Source organism: Reichenbachiella sp. MALMAid0571, assembly GCF_040151475.1.
GTDB lineage: Bacteria > Bacteroidota > Bacteroidia > Cytophagales > Cyclobacteriaceae > CAXBNB01.
The window spans coordinates 33,066-51,922 of record NZ_JBDKWG010000149.1; the positions used below are offsets into that span (position 1 = coordinate 33,066).

The window sequence follows — 18,857 nt, forward strand, 5'->3', positions numbered from 1 at the left end:
ACAAGGCTGTGAGTTCAAATAATAATTAATCTAAAGTAATTTCCAGAGCAAGCCCCCTCAATTCATGAACCAATACATTGAAAGATTCAGGAATATTAGGCTTATTCATATTCTCGCCTTTAACGATAGCTTCATATGCTTTTGCTCTACCAATTACGTCATCCGATTTAATGGTTAGGATTTCCTGAAGTACATGCGCTGCACCAAATGCCTCAAGTGCCCAAACTTCCATTTCCCCAAATCTCTGTCCACCAAACTGAGCTTTACCACCCAATGGCTGTTGAGTAATCAAAGAATATGGCCCAATTGACCTTGCGTGCATTTTGTCATCTACTAAGTGACCTAATTTCAACATATAGGCTACCCCAACTGTTACTGGTTGATCAAACCTTTGACCAGACAGACCGTCGTAAAGGTAGGTTCTTCCGTATTCAGGAAGTCCGGCTTCAGCCAACTCAGCAGCTACCTCTTCCATACTTGCCCCATCAAAAATTGGTGTAGCATACTTTTTACCTAATTGAAGTCCGGCCCAAGCCAGTACAGTTTCATAAATCTGACCAATATTCATCCTTGATGGTACACCGAGTGGATTCAATACTATGTCCATTGGAGTTCCATCTTCAAGGAACGGCATGTCCTCTTCCCTTACAATCCTCGCAACTACACCTTTGTTTCCATGACGACCAGCCATCTTATCACCTACTTTTAGTTTACGTTTTTTAGCAACATAAACCTTGGCAAGTTTTACAATACCAGCAGGAAGTTCATCTCCAACTTCAAGAGTAAATCTTTCTCTTTTGAATATTCCACCAATTTCATATCTTTTCTTCACAAAGTTTTTAACCAACTCCACTACAAGGTCATTAATCACCTGATCACTCGTCCAGTTCTCAAGAACTAAGTCTGCTATTAAGTTTACCTCCTGAGGAACATGGTAGTTACTTTCGTCTCTGTAAATATTCTTTTGAGGAAATAGATTCTCTTCGATGTTTTTAGCAGTGAATTTTACACCTTTCGATATAACTTCTTCACCAAATTTGTGTCTAATTCCTTCACAGGTTTTTCCTCCTAGGAGTTTCACCATCTTCTCAATCATTTCAGTACGAAGTTCACTCAACTCTTGAGCGTATCGACTTTTCAAGATTTCAACTTCTCTCTTAGATTTAGCTCTAAGATCCTTGTCCTTTCTTGGCCTTGAAAATAGTTTGGTGTCAATTACTACTCCTCTCAGCGATGGAGATGCCTTCAAAGAAGCATCTTTTACATCACCTGCTTTATCACCAAAAATGGCGCGAAGCAATTTTTCTTCAGGAGTAGGATCCGTTTCTCCTTTTGGAGTAATCTTTCCAATAAGAATATCTCCTTCCTTGATTTCAGCACCAATTCTTATGATTCCGTTTTCATCAAGGTTTTTAACAGCATCTTCACTTACGTTTGGAATTTCAGAAGTTAATTCTTCCTCGCCCCTTTTAGTATCTCTTACCTCCAGGTCAAACTCTTCAATATGAAGTGATGTGAATACATCATTTCTAACTACTCTTTCAGAAATAACAATCGCATCCTCAAAGTTGTATCCCTGCCAAGGCATATATGCAACCCTCAGGTTTCTTCCCAATGCCAACTCTCCATTTTCTGTAGCAAAACCTTCAACCAAAGGCTGACCAGGAACTACTTTATCTCCCTTCAACACAATAGGCTTCAAGTTGATACAAGTATCCTGATTGGTTCTTCTAAACTTGATAAGGTCATAAGTAATGTACTCGGTATCAAAGGAAACCAGACTTTCGTTTTCACTAACATCATATTTTACAATGATCTTCTTAGCATCAACATAAGTAATCTCTCCGTTTCCTTCCGATAATATCAAAGACCTTGAATCCAATGCAACTCTTGATTCGAGACCAGTACCAACAATAGGAGCCTGGGGTTTCATCAATGGAACAGCTTGGCGCTGCATGTTTGATCCCATCAGGGCTCTGTTTGCATCATCATGCTCAAGGAATGGAATCATAGAAGCGGCCACAGAGACAATCTGATTAGGTGCTACATCCATGTACTTTACATCCTTAGGATCAACTACAGGGAAATCACCCTCATATCTGGCTTTAACCTTATCATTAATAAACTCACCATTGTCTTTAACAGGAGCATTCGCCTGCCCAATATTGTGAGTATCTTCTTCCTCTGCAGTCAGATATTCAACATCGCTGGTCATATTGACCTTGCCATTTTCTACCTTTCTGTATGGAGTTTCAATGAATCCCATTCCATTCACCTTTGCATGAACGCAAAGAGAAGAAATCAAACCAATGTTTGGTCCTTCCGGAGTTTCAATGGTACACAATCTACCATAGTGGGTATAGTGCACATCTCTTACTTCAAAACCAGCTCTTTCTCTTGAAAGGCCACCCGGTCCTAAAGCAGACATTCTTCTCTTATGAGTAATTTCAGCCAATGGATTCGTTTGATCCATAAACTGAGACAACTGGTTGGTGCCAAAGAATGAGTTGATCACAGAAGACAATGTTCTCGCATTGATCAGGTCAATTGGTTTAAATTCTTCATTGTCCCGAACGTTCATTCTTTCCTTAATGGTACGAGCCATTCTGGAAAGTCCAACACCAAATTGAGAATACAATTGCTCTCCTACTGTTCTTACTCTTCTGTTACTCAAGTGATCAATATCATCAACTACAGCTTTGGAGTTGATCAATCCGATCAAATACTTCACAATAAGAATAATATCCTCAGTGGTCAAAGTCCTTGCCTCATTGTCAAGGCTTAGGCCTAATTTTTTATTTATTCTATATCTGCCAACTTCTCCAAGATCATACCTTTTATCACTAAAGAATAAATTATTGATAATGTCTCGGGCAGTTTGCTCATCAGGAGCCTCTGTATTTCTAAGTTGACGATAAATCTGCTCTACAGCTTCTTTTTCAGAATTTGAATTATCCTTTTGGAGCGTATTGTAGATTATGGAATAGTCAGTGATATTTACATCTTTCTTATGAAGAATGATAGACTTTGAACCTGAATCCAATATAGTCTCTATATCTTCTTCATTCACTATAGAGTCCCTTTCAAGGATAACTTCATTTCTGTCGATAGAAACAACCTCACCTGTATCTTCATCCACAAAATCCTCCGTCCAGGTTCTTAAAACCCTTGCAGCAAGTTTCCTTCCTATAACTGATGTCAGATTCTTTTTATCAGCTTCTACCTCTTCAGAAAGACCAAATAAATCTAAGATGTCTTTGTCATACCCATAACCTATTGCTCTAAGCAAAGTTGTTACAGGGAATTTCTTTTTCCGGTCGATATAAGCATACATGACGTTATTTACATCTGTAGCAAATTCGATCCAGGAACCTCTAAAAGGAATAATCCTGGCAGAGTAAAGTTTCGTTCCATTGGTGTGTTTACTTTGTGCAAAGAACACTCCAGGAGATCTGTGTAGCTGAGAAACTATAACCCTTTCTGCCCCATTGATCACGAAAGATCCCTTAGCTGTCATATATGGTATATTTCCTAAGAAGACCTCTTGTTCAATAGTCTCAAAGTCATCATTGTCTTCGTCATTACATGACAATTTCAATTTGGCCTTTAGAGGTACAGAATAAGTTAAGCCTCTGTCGATACACTCATCAACATTGTATTTTGGAGGATCTACAAGGTAGTCGATAAATTCCAACAAAAAATTATCCCTGGAATCACTAATGGGAAAATTTTCTGAAAATACTTTAAAAAGACCTTCTTGAATTCTTCTTTCAGCAGGGGTCTCTAACTGGAAAAAATCTTTAAACGATTGTAATTGAACATTTAAAAAATCAGGGTAATCAATCACTGATTTTATAGAAGAAAAATTAATTCTTCCAGTTTTAGTTTTATTAGCCAAAGCTTTATTGTTTTAGTTAATAATCTTCGAAAAGTAATTATTTGATAGAAACAGGAAAAGACCTGATCCCGATATCAGTCGGGAGCAGGTCTAAAAATCTTAGGCCTATAGCTCTCTGCAGGCCAAACTATTAATTCAACTCTACTTCAGCACCAGCTTCTTCCAGTTGTTTCTTAAGCCCTTCAGCTTCGTCTTTTGCCACACCTTCTTTTACTGCTTTTGGAGCACCGTCAACCAATTCTTTAGCTTCTTTCAATCCAAGACCAGTTAATTCTTTTACAAGCTTAACTACTGCTAGTTTAGCTCCTCCTGGTGATTTCAAGATTACATCAAAAGAGCTTTTTTCTTCAGCAGCAGCTTCTCCACCACCCGCAGCAGCCACAGCCACAGGAGCAGCAGCAGCAGCTGGCTCAATTCCATACTCGTCTTTCAATATTCCAGCTAATTCATTTACTTCTTTTACAGTTAAGTTAACCAACTGCTCAGCGAATGTTTTTAAATCTGCCATTTTACCTTAATAATTAAAAATTAATAAATTGATACCTAAATTTAACGTTCCGACAATGTTTTAACCAGACCTGCAATAGTGTTTCCTCCACTTTGAAGAGCAGAAACAACATTTTTGGCAGGTGATTGTAACAATCCGATAACTTCACCAATAAGCTCATTCTTAGATTTGAAATTGCTCAATACAGCTAGTTGATCTTCACCAATAAAGAGATCGTATTCGATGGAAGCCCCTTTAAGTTTTGGTCGGTCTTTACTGTCTTTTTTCTTAAATTCTTTTAAAAGTTTTGCAGGTTCACTTGCGTTTTCACCTGAAAACATTACTCCTGAAAATCCTTTTAACACAGATTCATCCAATGCAGAAAAATCAGCATCAATAGTTTCCAGAGCTTTTTTGATAAGAGTATTTTTAATCACTCTATACTCAATTCCTTTTTCAAAGCACTTTCTCCTAAGTTGATTTACTTCAGCTACAGTCAATCCTGATGCATCAGTAAAGTAGAAACTCATATTGTCTTTGAATTTCTGAGAAATTTCTTCAATTATAACTGCTTTGTCTTCTCTTTTCATTTTCTTTTAACTTATTTGACTCTAAATATAAGAGCCAAGGTGTTAAGTAAATTTTACAATCCAGAAATTGTGGATTTATCAATAGAAATACCCTTACTCATAGTACTAGACATATTGATTGTCCTGAAATAAGTACCTTTTGCTGAAGCTGGTTTTAATTTTCCGATAGTTTGAATCAATTCCAAGGCATTCTCTTTTATCTTTTCAGGAGTAAAAGACACCTTACCAATACTGGCATGTATTATTCCAAATTTATCTACCTTAAAGTCAATTTTACCAGACTTTACTTCACCAACAGCTTTAGCCACATCAAGAGTTACAGTTCCTGATTTAGGATTTGGCATCAAACCTCTAGGCCCTAATACCCTACCAATTCTACCCACTTTTGCCATCACAGTAGGCATAGTGATAATAACATCAATATCAGTCCAGCCTTCTTCGATTTTCTTGATATAATCATCCAGTCCAACGTGATCAGCACCTGCATCTTTAGCTTCTTGCTCTTTATCAGGAGTACACAATACAAGAACTCTAACGTCCTTACCCGTACCATGAGGTAATGCCACCACGCCTCTTACCATTTGATCAGCCTTCCTTGGATCAACACCCAGCCTAATATCAACATCCACAGATGCATCAAATTTAGTTGTGGTAATATCCTTTACAATTTTAGAAGCATCATCCAATGAGTATTCTACAGTTGGATCATATTTCTCCAGTGCTGATTTTTGATTTTTTGTCAACTTTGCCATCTTTCTAAAAATTAGGCCCAAGGGGCAGTACCTTTAACATTTATTCCCATACTTCTTGCCGTACCTGCTACCATTTTCATAGCTGCTTCGATCTCAAAAGCATTTAAATCAGCCATTTTAGTCTCAGCAATTTCTTTTACCTGATCCCAGGTCACAGATCCTACTTTAATACGGTTTGGTTCAGCTGATGCTTTTTTAAGCTTCGCAGCACTCATCAACAACACTGCCGCCGGAGGTGTTTTGATTACAAAATCAAACGACTTATCCGCATAGATAGTAATCAATACAGGCAATACCTGCCCAGGTTTATCCTGTGTCCTGGCATTGAACTGCTTACAAAAATCCATTATGTTAAGCCCTTTACTACCAAGAGCAGGTCCAACCGGAGGAGATGGGTTTGCCGCACCACCTTTAACTTGTAATTTTAAGTATCCACTAATTTCCTTAGCCATTTTACTCAGTTTTTTCTACTTGTATATAATTAAGTTCAACCGGGGTATTTCGTCCAAAGATTTTCACCATAACATTCAGCTTCTTTCTTTCTTCAAAGACTTCTTCTACAGCCCCCGTAAATCCACTAAACGGACCATCCATTACTTTTACAGTTTCACCTATAATAAATGGTGTATCTAGTTTCTCTTCAAATTCATCAACCTCCTCTACCTTTCCTAGTATTCTATTCACCTCTCCTTGACGTAGTGGAACAGGTACTTTTGATGGGCCACCAGCATCGTTGGAACCCAAAAAACCTATTACTCCAGGAATATTAGTGATAGTATGTTGTACTTCTCCATGATTTATATCCGCAGAAATTAAAACATACCCAGGAAAGAAATTTTTCTCACGAACTCTTTTCTTCCCATTCCTCATCTCATACACCTTTTCAGAAGGGATAAGTACCTGAGGAATATAGTCCACTAAACCTGTTCTAACTATCTCGTTATCAAGGTAATTCTTTACCTTTCTCTCCTGACCGCTGACAGCACGTACAACGTACCATTTCAATTCACTCATAACAAAAGGACTTTATCTTGATTACTAAAGATTATTATAATACCACTTCAACAGATTTTCAAAACCTAAATCTATCAAGCCGATGAATAACGCAAAGATCAGGGAAGCGACCAATACTAAAATAGAACTATTCTGAAGATCACTGTACTTGGACCAAGTCACTTTGTGAACCATCTCGTCGTAAGACTCCTTAATATATTGTACCAGTTTAGACATTGTTCAAACCTTTGCTGTATTTCTTAAATTTTGCACGGGTGGAGAGACTCGAACTCCCAGCCAATGGTTTTGGAGACCACTACTCTACCAATTGAGCTACACCCGTGTACCTCAGCCCAAAAGGACTGCAAAATTAGATTTAATTTTTCAAATAAACAAATACGTTCTGCATAAATTATACAGAACGTATTTATTAATGTGTTTGAGACCTAATTAGTCAAGGATTTCAGTCACCTGACCAGACCCAACTGTACGTCCACCTTCTCTGATTGCAAATCTTAATCCTTTTTCAAGAGCGATTTTATTAATCAATTGAACTTCAATAGTAACGTTATCACCTGGCATTACCATCTCTACCCCATCAGGAAGAGAAATTTCACCAGTTACGTCAGTTGTTCTTACATAAAATTGAGGCCTGTATTTCTTAAAGAATGGAGTATGACGTCCACCTTCTTCTTTTGAAAGCACATAAATTTCTGCTTTAAAGTGAGCATGAGGTGTAACCGATCCAGGCTTACAAATAATCATACCTCTCTTAATCTGAGATTTTTCAATACCTCTTAGCAAAAGTCCGGTATTGTCACCTGCTTCTCCTCTATCCAATATCTTTCTAAACATCTCAACACCAGTGATGGTAGATTTAAGACCTTCAGCTCCCATACCAATGATATCTACAGGATCTCCGGTGTTAATCACACCTCTTTCGATTCTACCAGTAGCAACTGTACCTCTACCAGTAATAGAGAACACATCTTCAACAGGCATCAAGAAATCTTTATCTATTAATCTCTCTGGAAGTGGAATGTGGTTATCCACAGCATCCATCAATTCTTCTACTTTTGCAACCCACTCAGGCTCACCGTTAAGTGCACCAAGAGCAGAGCCAGCTATTACAGGAATATCATCCCCTGGGAAATCGTAGTAAGAAAGCAATTCTCTGATTTCCATTTCCACTAATTCTAACAATTCAGGATCGTCAACTAAATCCACTTTGTTCATAAACACAACCAAAGCCGGTACGCCAACCTGACGAGAAAGCAAGATATGCTCTCTTGTTTGTGGCATAGGGCCATCAGTAGCAGCAACAACGATGATAGCACCGTCCATTTGAGCCGCACCTGTAACCATGTTTTTTACATAATCGGCGTGACCTGGACAGTCAACGTGAGCGTAGTGCCTGTTTGCTGTTTGATACTCGATATGTGATGTGTTGATGGTAATACCTCTTTCTTTTTCTTCCGGCGCATTGTCGATAGAAGTAAAGTCCCTAACATCTGCAAGTCCTTTACTTGCAAGTACACTTGAGATAGCTGCAGTCAAAGTAGTTTTACCGTGATCCACGTGACCGATTGTTCCAATGTTAACGTGGGGCTTGGAACGGTCGAAGTTTGCTTTAGCCATGTTTGAAAATTTCTATTTTAGTTAAACTCTATTTAAAAAATATAAATCTATAATTAACAATAAACGAATCTATTGACCAATTACTAACAAAACCCTAAAATGGGTGAAAGTGACATCAACATCCGACACCACTTCATAGAAGACATCTTACAATCTCCTTTCCAATGAACATCAGTCGAGTAAATTACTTTACAGAATCAAAGACCAGTCATTGATTAAGAGCCAATGACGGGATTTGAACCCGTGACCTCTTCCTTACCAAGGAAGCACTCTACCCCTGAGCTACATCGGCTGGTTCAAAAATAGAGCGGGAGACGAGGCTCGAACCCGCGACCTACAGCTTGGAAGGCTGTCGCTCTACCAACTGAGCTACTCCCGCTTCTAATATTTTTGCCAATGTGGGGGGAGCAGGATTCGAACCTGCGAAGACATAAGTCAGCAGATTTACAGTCTGCCCCAGTTGGCCGCTTTGGTATCCCCCCGTACATGATTTTTAAGAACATTCCTTAAAAAATAGAGCCTAGTATTTCGCCCTTCTTTTTAAGGAAGTGCAAAATTATATGCTTTTGATTCTTATTCAAATTTTTGCAAAACTATTTTTAGCGTTTTTGAGATTATTTCAAAAAAAAAATAAACTATGCTTTTTTGACACATTCAAGGGTACTTATCAACACTTTGAAATTCTAATCAGGCAGACTTAATAATTTCTTATCTTCGAACTTTCGTACTTAATATCAAAAACGATATGAATGCAATCAAATATTACTTTTTGTTAATCATAATACTATTGATTTCTTTCAGATGTAAACATCAAAACAAAACTCAAGAAATGTCATTAGAAAACATAGCCACAACAGATATTCATACTTTTGCCGACCCATCTAAAGCTGTGATCACACATCTGGACTGGCAAGCTACTATCAATTTTGATCAGAATAAAATAGAAGCAACAGCCCGGTATAAAATAAAAACCAGTAAAGATGCTACTCAAATAATTTTAGACTCCAAAGGGTTAAAGATATTGTCAATAAAAGAAAGTGAATCAGGGAATAATCTTGATTTCAAAATCGGGGAAGAAAAAGAACATTTAGGAAGACCTATAATAATAGAAATAAAACCTACAACACATACCATTTACATCCGGTATTCTACCGGAGAAAATGCCGAGGCACTACAATGGTTATCACCTGTACAAACCGCAGGAAAAAAACATCCTTTTCTTTTTACACAATCTCAGGCTATCCTTGCCAGATCATGGATACCTATTCAAGACTCCCCTGGCATAAGATTTACCTATAATTCAACAGTGCAAGTTCCATCAGGCCTATTGGCTCTGATGAGTGCAGAAAATCCACAGAAAAAAAATGAAACTGGTTTGTATTACTTTCAAATGAAACAAAAAATACCAGCTTATTTAATGGCACTAGCTGTTGGAGATTTAGAATTCCAATCTTTAGGAGATCGAACGGGAGTTTATGCAGAGTCGTCAATACTAGAAAATGCCACCTATGAGTTTGCTGAAACTGAAAATATGATAAAAGTTGCTGAAAACTTATATGGACCATATCAATGGGAGCGGTATGACCTTTTGGTACTACCTCCCAGTTTCCCTTTTGGTGGCATGGAAAACCCCAGGCTAACATTTGCCACACCGACTATTTTGGCTGGAGATCGCTCTCTTACATCACTCGTAGCGCATGAACTGGCTCACTCCTGGTCGGGTAATCTGGTAACCAATTCTACATGGAATGACTTTTGGCTCAATGAAGGGTTTACTGTTTATTTTGAGCAAAGGATAATGGAGGAGCTTTATGGTAGAGACTATTCTGAAATGTTGGCATCCCTAAGCCTTGAAGATTTGAAAACAGAAATTTCAGAAATGATCAAATCAGGAAAAGGAGATGACACAAGGCTAAAACTAAACCTTGAGGGTAGAAATCCGGATGACGGAGTGACCAGCGTTGCTTATGACAAAGGCTACAATTTTCTCAGGCTACTCGAAGAAACTGTAGGAAGAGACACTTTCGATATTTTTATTAAAAAGTATTTTTCTGATAATGCTTTCAAAGGAATGAATACAGAGGGTTTTGTTGAATACTTGAAAACAAATCTGATTGTATTAAACAATCTAAATATAGATCCTAATTTCTATGAATCCTGGATTTACGAACCCGGCCTGCCTGCAAATCATCCAACACCTGAGTCTAATAAATTTGAAAATGTGGAATCTGCACTGAAAAACTGGCTGGAGAACGAAAATAAGGAAGTATTAATATCACGGTTTGAGTCAGACAAATGGAGTTCGCATGAATGGCAACATTTTGTGAGAAAATTACCTGCTAAACTGGACAATACTCAAATGAGCAAATTAGATACTGCTTTTGGGTTTACATTATCCGGCAACAGCGAAATACTCGCTGCATGGCTGGAGCATGTGATCAGTAATCAATATGAGCAGGGTTATCAGAAACTTGAAAAGTTTTTAATCAATACCGGAAGAAGGAAATTTTTAACTCCTTTGTACAAAAGGCTAATAGAAACAGAGAACGGTAAACAAATGGCTATGAAGATTTACAAAAAAGCACGCCCAAACTACCATCATGTGTCTTCAAGTTCCATTGATGCAATATTAAAATACCAAGAAATTCCAAACTAAAACATTCCCTTATATACATCCAGAATTTTCTTTCTGAAAATAATGCTGTATTTGGCATTAACTAATTCTATTTCTGCTGTATTCTTACTATTGAGGCTTTCCAGATAGGTAAAGAAATCTGTATTCCCGTTTTCATAGCGGGTACTTACAAATTCATAAGATTGATTCAAAGCAATCAGGTTTTCCTGAGCTGCCTGGTAAGTACTCTGAGCGGCAACCAGATCAAGGTAAACTTTTTGTAAGGTATTGGTAATAGCCAACTCTGATTGTTTCAAATCCAGCTCAGAGTTTAAGAGGTTGATTTTAGCTACCTGAGTCTGGTTTCTATTCTGCCAATTGCTGAAGATTGGAATGTATAATGAGAAATTCAAGGACTTAAACTTATTGAATGATAGCTGATCAAAAAAACCGGCATCACGTTCAAAGCTCCCACTTTCAGGATTCAATGCCCCATTCGATGAGTAGTTAGATCCTAAATTTCCTGAAGCTGAAATTACTGGCATATACCCCGCATGAGCAATTTTCAATCCATAGGTAGAAGCTTGTAATCCTGCTCTTGCCCTTTTAATACTTGGTGAATATTCCACACTTTCCCGGATTACTTCTCCAAAAGTTTCTTCGCTCAAAAGCAATTCATCCTTTTGAAAAGCATAAGGGGCAATTTCATATTCTCCGGAAACTTCCATTCCAAGAGATTGTAAAAGCGACAACTGATCAGACTTTAACCTGTTGGTCAGTTTTACAAGGTTTAAATTTTCATTGGCCAACTGAGACTTAAAGTTATAAACCAGCTCCAAATTTCCTACACCTACTGACTCTCTTTTCTTCTCTCTTTCCAACTGTGCACTTAAAAGCTTAATCCTGTCATTGGATATTTTAATATTTTCTTTATCCAAGACCACATTTAGATAAAATTCTAAAACAGATGCCCTAACTTCTATTTTCTGCTCCTCAATGCCATGTTCTAAAGCTTGAGTTTCAAACTTTCTTGCTTTCGCACTGTAATGATTCGCAAAGCCATTGAATAAATTGACACTTGCATTGATACTGGGATTGGAAGAGTTGGTAGTTGCTGAAACTTGTCGTGCAGCATTTTGATCGAAGAAAGTGCCATTTCTGAAACTGTAATTAACCCCCGCTCCTAAAGAGGGTAAAAAATTCATCATCGCCTGAAATTGATTTGATCTGGCAACCAAAGCATTATTTTGAACTCTTTTCAAATCAATATTATTTTCCATAGCTATAGAAATGCAATCATCCAGGGTCAATACTTTTTGAGCATGTACAGTAAGCGTAAAAAGATAGCAACTCAGGGCACCAAACAAAATTTTTATAAAACTCATATAAGTGTAAATCTATTTTAGCTATGATAATACATCCATAAATATTATCAAACCAAAGCTTTGTCTTTAACATTCAGACTTTCAGAAACAATCTGACCGTCAAACAAATGAATTACTCTATGAGCATATTCAGCATCCATAGGCGAATGCGTTACCATGATTACGGTTGTTCCATTTTCGTTAAGGTCAGTCAAAAGATTCATCACCTCCTGTCCGTTAGCGGAATCCAGATTACCAGTAGGCTCATCGGCCAATATCAACTTTGGCCTGGCAATCACTGCTCTGGAAATAGCTACCCGCTGCTGCTGGCCACCAGAAAGCTGTTGAGGAAAATGATCTCTTCTATGCATAATTTTCATGTGCTCCAACACCTCTTCTACCCTTTTCTTTCTTTCAGCAGAAGAATATTTTAAATAAATCAATGGCAGTTCTACGTTTTCGAAAACGGTCAATTCATCAATCAGATTAAAACTTTGAAATACAAACCCTATGTTCTCTTTCCTTAAGTCTGCTCTTTTTCTTTCCGAATATCCTGATATTTCCTGATCAGTAAAATAAAATTTACCTTCAGAAGGATTGTCCAACAAGCCAATAATATTGAGTAAAGTAGATTTACCACATCCCGAGGGGCCCATAATGGCAACAAACTCCCCTTCTTTCACTTCCAGGTTGACACTGGCTAAAGCAGTAGTCTCAATTTCATCTGTGTAATAAAACTTTTTCAGGTCTATCGTTTTGATGAGTGTTTTCACATTTTCCATTTTTTCTTTTTTTATATAAATTCTTTAATTGGGTAGAGTACTTATTTGAATACCAAACGGTCTTTATCTTCATATCCATCGTAAGAAGAGACAATAACTTTCTCTCCAGGTTGCAGCCCTTCCACAACTTCGTAAAATCTTGGATTTTGTCTTCCCAGCCTGATGTTTCTCCTGATGGCAAACTCTCCTGAAGGATCAACTACAAATACATAATTGCCTCCGGTAGTTTGATAAAAACTACCTCGGGGAATCTGAATTGCTTCTATATTTTCACTTAACTGGAGTTTGATCTGAAGTGTCTGACCCCTGCGTATGCCCTTGGGTATGTCTGAATCAAACTTGAGATCTACAGAAAATAAACCATTGTTTACTTCAGGGTACACTTTATAAATAGTGAGGTCGTAACTGCCTCCGGCAAAATCAAATGTCCCTTTGAGTCCATCATAGATTCTTGATATATAATGTTCGTCTATAGAAGCACGCACCTTAAAGCCATTTAGGTCATCAATCTGGCCAATATTCTGACCAGCTCCTATAGATTCACCCACTTCAACATTTATATATGAAATCCGACCGGAGATGGGAGCCTTAATGTATAAGTTGTCAAGGTTTGCCTTTATCATATCCAGATTATTCCTTGTCCTCTTCAAGGTAGCCTCGGTTTGAGCTATCTGCAATTTGCTGTTCTCTACATCAAATTTTTGAGACTCTATTTCTATCTCACGGCTGGAAACCAATTTTTCATAGTTTCTTTTTATGGTCAAAAACTCCTGTTCTGAAATTACCTTTTCTTCTCGCAGTATTTTGCTGCGCTCGTAGTTGTCTTTAGCTTCTTCAATTTGAAAATTAAGATCAATCAATCTTCTCTTCATCTCAAAGTCATTTCTTTTGAGGGCCAACTTCGTATTTTCCAAATTATTAACCAGAATAAAAGCCTGAGTTTCTTCACGAATAAAGCTCTGAACCAGGTTGTTGTTATTCAGCTTAATAATAGTATCTCCCTTCTCTACAAGAACTCCTCCTTCGAGAAATTTTTTGGCAACACTCCCCCCCTCTATAGCATCAAGCCGAATGGTTTTGATAGGCAAAACACTGCCATCCACAGGAATAAATTCCCTGAATTGTCCACGAATCACTTCTGATATATTGATTTTCTCAACCGACACGTTGAGTTTTGAGCCTTTTTCGGCAAATACAAAACTGTACAATATAAAAACAACAAACAGACTGCCTAACACTAATGAAATCAGTCTGGCAGGAGTCCATATTTTCTTTTTAATCTTGCGATCCATTCAATCAATACTTTTCAAGTTCGACAAAGCCTTTTCAATAAGGATGCCATACATCTAAGTTACTGATAAACTGTTATTTAGTAATTAATATAAATGAATTAATGAAGGGTACATGTTCAGGTACGAAACAACAAGTGTTCACTATCGACCACTTCGTTTATCGTGATAAATGTAATGCAATAGTAAATTGAGAAAGCAGAAGGGTTAAAAAAGCACAAAAAAAGGGTTCAAGAACTCAACTTGAACCCCAAGGTCAAAAACTCAAAATAAAAAGGACTAATCAAATCTTAATCCACAACAACAAGACGAATATAAGGTTTAAAAAGAGAAAAAAAAACGATTGAGTATTTAATCTGGTTCAGATTTACATCAATCTAAGTATAATGCAAATTATGATATTAATTATTCAATTTGACAGATTGAATATCTTTCCAAAAAGGCATTGCCTATTCCCTACAGTCAAGCAAAATATTTCGATTGCGTCCGAGTTATAAGGTTAAAACATATCAGAATACAATTCGTTTTTGAAGAGCTCTTTTACAAGAGAATTCTGTATTTTAATATTCACCTGTTGGCTTTCTTACATAGCCAATTGTTTTATACATTTGCCGCCAATGAGCTTTCTTTATCCGACTTTTTTGTGGGGCCTGCTTGCGCTGGCCATACCTGTAATCATCCACCTGTTTAACTTCAGAAGAGCTAAGAAAATTTATTTTTCTAATGTCAGTTTTCTTGAAAATGTAAAAGAAAGCTCCAGTTCTAAACTAAAGGTAAAACACCTGCTGGTGTTGTTATGCAGGTTACTCGTCATAGCTTTTCTTGTTTTTGCCTTTGCTCAACCTTTCTTGCCAGGTAATGAAAAAGGGATGAATAGTTCTCTGGTAAAAATTTATCTGGATAATTCTCAAAGTACTTCCAATATTTCAGACAATGATTTGACAGGGCTCAACAATGGCATTTCTTTTTTGGAAAACATAATAGACCTTTATTCTAATGAAACAAAATTTCAGATCGTTACTAATGATTTTGCTCCGTCTTCCATCAACCCAAAATCAAAAGAGAAAGCACTTGAACTTGCTACGGAGCTGGACTATTCCTACCTCATCAGGTCTAAAGCAGAAATTATAAACAAAATCAATCCAGTTGAAAACCTTACCAAACAACAGGACATATACATCCTGTCTGATTTTCAGAAATCATCTTTTTCGGTAAATCAAACAATTCCCCGAGACTCTGTCAACAACTATAAAGTCATACCAGTACAATATACTGCTCACAATAATATTTTTGTTGACAGTATGTACCTCGAAAACCCCTTTTTGATTTCAAGTGAAGTGAATAAACTTCACTTGAAAGTGAAAAATATAGGAACTGATGATGCGAATGATATTATTCTGAAACTTTTTATTAATGAAGAGCAGAGTGCTTCGGCAAGTATTGATATTAGCCAAAATGCCAGTTCAGAAATTGTATTTGATCTGAACTTTGAATTAAAAGACCTTAACTATTGTAAAATCAGCTTTGAGGATTTCCCACTCACATTTGACAATGAATACTTTTTCACATTGAATTTGCTAAAGAAAATCACTATTTGTGAAATTCATTCTAATGAGGCAAAAGACTACATTGGACAAGTATATTCTGAAAACGAACTTTTCGACTACCACAGATTCGAAAATGGCTCTGTTGATTACAATACGGTTCAATTATCAGACATGCTGATTATCAATCAATTGTCCAATATTGATAACAGCATTCTGAACATTGCCAATGATCTTACAAACAAGGGCAAGTCAGTATTGGTAATTCCAGCCAAAACACCGGACAGTCTGAGTATTCAATCACTATTGGGACAAAAGGTAAAAACGCTGGAAAAAGGAGAAAAACTGGCATTAGAAAACCCTGATGTCACCAATCCATTTTTCGAAAACATCTTTACAGAAATAGACAACAAAACTGAAATGCCGGATGCCACCAATATCATCACCTGGTCACCTATAGGTATTGATCTTTTGAAAACAAAAAACGGATTGCCCTTTTTGACCAAAATTCAAAAGAAGGGTTCTGTTTATATGTTGGCTACACCTCTGCAAGATGAGTTTACCAACTTCCATAAACATGCCTTATTTGTGCCTGTATTGTACAGAATGGCAGCATTGAGTAGCAACAACTACACTCCTTTGAGCTACTCTATAGATGATCCAATAGTCACAATCAAAGTGGATAGTATCAAAAATGACCAACTTTTTAAGCTGATCAGAGGTGAAGAAGAATACATACCCGAGCAACGTATATCAGGCAACAACCTGATCCTTGATATCCCTAAATACCTTCTGACTCCCGGATTTTATGACCTTCAATACAATGGTATCACGAAAAATGTATTGGCTTTCAATTATTCAAAAAGTGAATCTGACCCAACTCAACTCTCTGTAGAAGAAATATCGAAAGCATTTGGCTCATTGAAAAATGTGGAAATAATGGAAAGTGCAGATGCCGACTCATTCAGCAAGGAAATGAAAGAAAGGTATCAAGGCATTAATTTATGGAAATATGCCTTAGTTTTGTCATTGATATTTTTATTAATAGAAACCCTCTTCTTAAGATTCTTATAATGGACATAGTCTTCAAGGAAGTTAGAATAATAGACTCCAAGTCCCCATTTCACAATACCATTCAAAATATTCACGTTAGGGATGGCAAAATTGACAAAATAGGCAATATCAATTTCCGGTCCGAAAAAATCATAGACTGCAAAGGAATGAAAATATCAAACGGGTGGTTTGATATGCGTGCTAATTTCAACGATCCCGGACTGGAACACAAAGAGGACATTCAATCGGGTTGTGAAGTAGCAGCCACCGGAGGATTTACCGGTATCGCTACGCTTCCCAATACAGAACCCGTCATTCAGACCAAAAGTCATATAGAGTATATTAAATCGAGAAGTACCGCATATCTGCCGGATGTATATCCTATGGCTGCTCTCACGCTTGACTCCAAAGGTGAAGACCTGACCGAAATGATCGATTTGCACCATGCGGGTGCTATTGCATTTACTGATGGTGAGATGCCAACATGGAACACAGACATTTTACTAAAATCACTTATTTACCTTCAAAAAATCGACGGGCTTCTAATTAACAAACCCGAAGATCGCATGCTTACGCAGTTTGGAGATATGAATGAAGGTATTACCAGTACCATGCTGGGTATGAAAGGCATGCCTGCTTTGGCAGAAGAACTCATGATCAAGCGAGATTTGGATATTCTGGAATATACCGGAGGCAAAATCCACTTCTCAAATATTTCAAGCAAAGGCGCAGTGTCTATTATCAGAAAAGCCAAAAAGAAAAATATGGCTGTAACTTGTGATGTCTCTATTCATCACCTGATTTATGACGATTCTTATTTGATGAAGTTCAATACAAACTTCAAGTCCAACCCACCTTTCAGAAGGACAACAGATCGAAATGCACTAATCAAGGGAATAAATGATGACACTATTGATGTGATCGTTTCTTCTCATACGCCGCAAGACGAGGAAAACAAAAAACTGGAATTTGACAAAGCAGCCTTTGGTTTACTGGGATTGCAAACTTTCTACTCTCAATTGAACCGACTTACCAAATCCATAGAACTGGACACATTGATTGATAAGATTACGTCAGTTCCAAGAGCGATCCTGAAAATCCCAACGAGCACGATACAGGAAAAGGAATCAGCCAACCTTACGTTATTCAGCGAAAAAGAAGAATGGGACTTCAATGAAAAATCCAACAAGTCCAAATCCACCAACTCTCCTTTGTACAATACGAGGCTGAAAGGAAAAGTAATGGCAGTGATCAACGGAGGAAAGTACTATATCGACCCTTCTATTTAACCTATGAAATTGAACGACCCATTAATTACCATTCCAGCCAAATTCGGAGCATTTGGAGCCATAATGGTGGTGGTTATGTTTCTGGTGTTTTACCTCTCCGGATCCAATCCATTGATGGAAATGGGTATGTTTGACTTTTTTATCATCCCTATTTTCCTCTTTTTTGGAATAAAAGAATACAAAGACAACTACAATCACCGCCTGCTCGAATTTTGGCAGGGCATGACAGCCGGATTTGTGGTATATTTCACCCTTGCCTGCCTCACTTCTATTTTCATTTTTGCATTCCTGAATTTATCTGATCCTTCGATAATGGAAAACTATACAGCAGATCGTTTGTCCATTTTGGAAGAGAAAAAAGAAGCAATAATTAAAGAAATGGGGGAGGCTACATTTATCGAATCTCAAAAAGAAGTTCAAAATATTACTATTGGTGATTTAATATTCGATAATTTTCTCAAAAAAACCTTTGTTGGCTTGTTGCTCACCATCATGATAGCAGTAATCATGAAAAAGAAACCACCTGTGGAATCAAAAGGCAAAACTTAACTATCAAAATTTTTT

General features: G+C 37.3%; 15 protein-coding genes and 4 tRNA genes. 4 read left to right on the top strand and 15 right to left on the bottom strand.

The window, feature by feature from the left end; genetic code table 11:
• Positions 1–25: 25 nt before the first annotated feature.
• The 12 genes from rpoB to AAOP42_RS20980 form a co-directional block, all read right to left on the bottom strand.
• A complete protein-coding gene (rpoB, locus tag AAOP42_RS20925) occupies positions 26–3,898 on the bottom strand; it encodes a DNA-directed RNA polymerase subunit beta (RefSeq protein ID WP_349530542.1) in 3,873 nt (1,290 codons plus the stop codon).
• Between the two features lie 130 nt (positions 3,899–4,028).
• Complete coding sequence (gene rplL / locus AAOP42_RS20930) at positions 4,029–4,406, bottom strand: 50S ribosomal protein L7/L12 (protein WP_349530543.1); 378 nt, start codon at positions 4,404–4,406, stop codon at positions 4,029–4,031.
• A 41-nt stretch (positions 4,407–4,447) separates the two neighbouring features.
• Positions 4,448–4,975 (bottom strand): 50S ribosomal protein L10, encoded by a 528-nt coding sequence (rplJ, locus tag AAOP42_RS20935; protein WP_349530544.1) that lies wholly within the window; start codon positions 4,973–4,975, stop codon positions 4,448–4,450.
• A 53-nt stretch (positions 4,976–5,028) separates the two neighbouring features.
• Positions 5,029–5,727, bottom strand: coding sequence for a 50S ribosomal protein L1 (gene rplA / locus AAOP42_RS20940; RefSeq protein WP_349530545.1), 699 nt, complete (start codon positions 5,725–5,727; stop codon positions 5,029–5,031).
• A gap of 11 nt (positions 5,728–5,738) precedes the next feature.
• Complete coding sequence (gene rplK, locus AAOP42_RS20945) at positions 5,739–6,179, bottom strand: 50S ribosomal protein L11 (protein ID WP_349530546.1); 441 nt, start codon at positions 6,177–6,179, stop codon at positions 5,739–5,741.
• Between the two features lies 1 nt (position 6,180).
• Positions 6,181–6,741 carry a transcription termination/antitermination protein NusG gene (gene nusG / locus AAOP42_RS20950; protein WP_349530547.1) on the bottom strand — a complete coding sequence of 187 codons (561 nt, stop codon included), beginning with the start codon at positions 6,739–6,741 and terminating at the stop codon, positions 6,181–6,183.
• Positions 6,742–6,765: 24 nt separating this feature from the next.
• Positions 6,766–6,957 (bottom strand): preprotein translocase subunit SecE, encoded by a 192-nt coding sequence (secE, locus tag AAOP42_RS20955; RefSeq protein WP_349530548.1) that lies wholly within the window; start codon positions 6,955–6,957, stop codon positions 6,766–6,768.
• A gap of 33 nt (positions 6,958–6,990) precedes the next feature.
• Positions 6,991–7,063, bottom strand: a tRNA-Trp gene (locus AAOP42_RS20960).
• A gap of 107 nt (positions 7,064–7,170) precedes the next feature.
• Entirely contained in the window at positions 7,171–8,358 is a 1,188-nt protein-coding gene (gene tuf / locus AAOP42_RS20965; protein WP_349530549.1) for an elongation factor Tu, read from the bottom strand.
• Positions 8,359–8,578: 220 nt separating this feature from the next.
• Positions 8,579–8,650 (bottom strand) — tRNA-Thr (locus AAOP42_RS20970).
• 14 nt (positions 8,651–8,664) lie between these two features.
• Positions 8,665–8,737: transfer RNA gene (locus tag AAOP42_RS20975), tRNA-Gly, on the bottom strand.
• Between the two features lie 20 nt (positions 8,738–8,757).
• A tRNA-Tyr gene (locus tag AAOP42_RS20980) sits at positions 8,758–8,840 on the bottom strand.
• 347 nt (positions 8,841–9,187) lie between these two features.
• Here AAOP42_RS20980 and AAOP42_RS20985 point away from each other — a divergent pair.
• Complete coding sequence (locus AAOP42_RS20985; RefSeq protein WP_349530550.1) at positions 9,188–11,014, top strand: M1 family metallopeptidase; 1,827 nt, start codon at positions 9,188–9,190, stop codon at positions 11,012–11,014.
• On the opposite strand, the gene AAOP42_RS20990 is transcribed toward AAOP42_RS20985, so the two are convergent.
• Genes AAOP42_RS20990 through AAOP42_RS21000 form a run of 3 tightly spaced genes read right to left on the bottom strand, consistent with a single transcriptional unit; the run spans position 11,011 to position 14,410 of the window.
• Positions 11,011–12,357 (bottom strand): TolC family protein, encoded by a 1,347-nt coding sequence (locus tag AAOP42_RS20990; RefSeq protein WP_349530551.1) that lies wholly within the window; start codon positions 12,355–12,357, stop codon positions 11,011–11,013. The genes AAOP42_RS20985 and AAOP42_RS20990 overlap by 4 nt on opposite strands.
• 47 nt (positions 12,358–12,404) lie before the next feature.
• Positions 12,405–13,118, bottom strand: a complete 714-nt coding sequence (locus AAOP42_RS20995; RefSeq protein ID WP_349530552.1) for an ABC transporter ATP-binding protein — start codon at positions 13,116–13,118, stop codon at positions 12,405–12,407.
• 41 nt (positions 13,119–13,159) lie between these two features.
• A complete protein-coding gene (locus tag AAOP42_RS21000; protein ID WP_349530553.1) occupies positions 13,160–14,410 on the bottom strand; it encodes an efflux RND transporter periplasmic adaptor subunit in 1,251 nt (416 codons plus the stop codon).
• A 614-nt stretch (positions 14,411–15,024) separates the two neighbouring features.
• Between AAOP42_RS21000 and AAOP42_RS21005 the strand changes: the two genes are divergently transcribed.
• From AAOP42_RS21005 to AAOP42_RS21015, 3 genes are read left to right on the top strand one after another with little or no spacing between them, the layout of a single operon-like run.
• Positions 15,025–17,025, top strand: coding sequence for a BatA domain-containing protein (locus tag AAOP42_RS21005; RefSeq protein WP_349530554.1), 2,001 nt, complete (start codon positions 15,025–15,027; stop codon positions 17,023–17,025).
• Positions 17,025–18,293, top strand: coding sequence for a dihydroorotase (locus AAOP42_RS21010; protein ID WP_349530555.1), 1,269 nt, complete (start codon positions 17,025–17,027; stop codon positions 18,291–18,293). The genes AAOP42_RS21005 and AAOP42_RS21010 overlap by 1 nt, the downstream gene beginning before the upstream one ends.
• 3 nt (positions 18,294–18,296) lie before the next feature.
• A complete protein-coding gene (locus AAOP42_RS21015; protein ID WP_349530556.1) occupies positions 18,297–18,842 on the top strand; it encodes a DUF4199 domain-containing protein in 546 nt (181 codons plus the stop codon).
• Positions 18,843–18,857: the final 15 nt, after the last annotated feature.

What these genes read in the sequence shown, in the direction of transcription:
- rplL (WP_349530543.1), bottom strand. Translation starts at nt 4,406, where the DNA reads ATGGCAGATTTAAAAACATTCGCTGAGCAGTTGGTTAACTTAACTGTA.
- rplJ (WP_349530544.1), bottom strand. Translation starts at nt 4,975, where the DNA reads ATGAAAAGAGAAGACAAAGCAGTTATAATTGAAGAAATTTCTCAGAAA.
- rplA (WP_349530545.1), bottom strand. Translation starts at nt 5,727, where the DNA reads ATGGCAAAGTTGACAAAAAATCAAAAATCAGCACTGGAGAAATATGAT.
- rplK (WP_349530546.1), bottom strand. Translation starts at nt 6,179, where the DNA reads ATGGCTAAGGAAATTAGTGGATACTTAAAATTACAAGTTAAAGGTGGT.
- nusG (WP_349530547.1), bottom strand. Translation starts at nt 6,741, where the DNA reads ATGAGTGAATTGAAATGGTACGTTGTACGTGCTGTCAGCGGTCAGGAG.
- secE (WP_349530548.1), bottom strand. Translation starts at nt 6,957, where the DNA reads ATGTCTAAACTGGTACAATATATTAAGGAGTCTTACGACGAGATGGTT.
- tuf (WP_349530549.1), bottom strand. Translation starts at nt 8,358, where the DNA reads ATGGCTAAAGCAAACTTCGACCGTTCCAAGCCCCACGTTAACATTGGA.
- AAOP42_RS20985 (WP_349530550.1), top strand. Translation starts at nt 9,188, where the DNA reads ATGTCATTAGAAAACATAGCCACAACAGATATTCATACTTTTGCCGAC.
- AAOP42_RS20990 (WP_349530551.1), bottom strand. Translation starts at nt 12,357, where the DNA reads ATGAGTTTTATAAAAATTTTGTTTGGTGCCCTGAGTTGCTATCTTTTT.
- AAOP42_RS20995 (WP_349530552.1), bottom strand. Translation starts at nt 13,118, where the DNA reads ATGGAAAATGTGAAAACACTCATCAAAACGATAGACCTGAAAAAGTTT.
- AAOP42_RS21000 (WP_349530553.1), bottom strand. Translation starts at nt 14,410, where the DNA reads ATGGATCGCAAGATTAAAAAGAAAATATGGACTCCTGCCAGACTGATT.
- AAOP42_RS21005 (WP_349530554.1), top strand. Translation starts at nt 15,025, where the DNA reads ATGAGCTTTCTTTATCCGACTTTTTTGTGGGGCCTGCTTGCGCTGGCC.
- AAOP42_RS21010 (WP_349530555.1), top strand. Translation starts at nt 17,025, where the DNA reads ATGGACATAGTCTTCAAGGAAGTTAGAATAATAGACTCCAAGTCCCCA.
- AAOP42_RS21015 (WP_349530556.1), top strand. Translation starts at nt 18,297, where the DNA reads ATGAAATTGAACGACCCATTAATTACCATTCCAGCCAAATTCGGAGCA.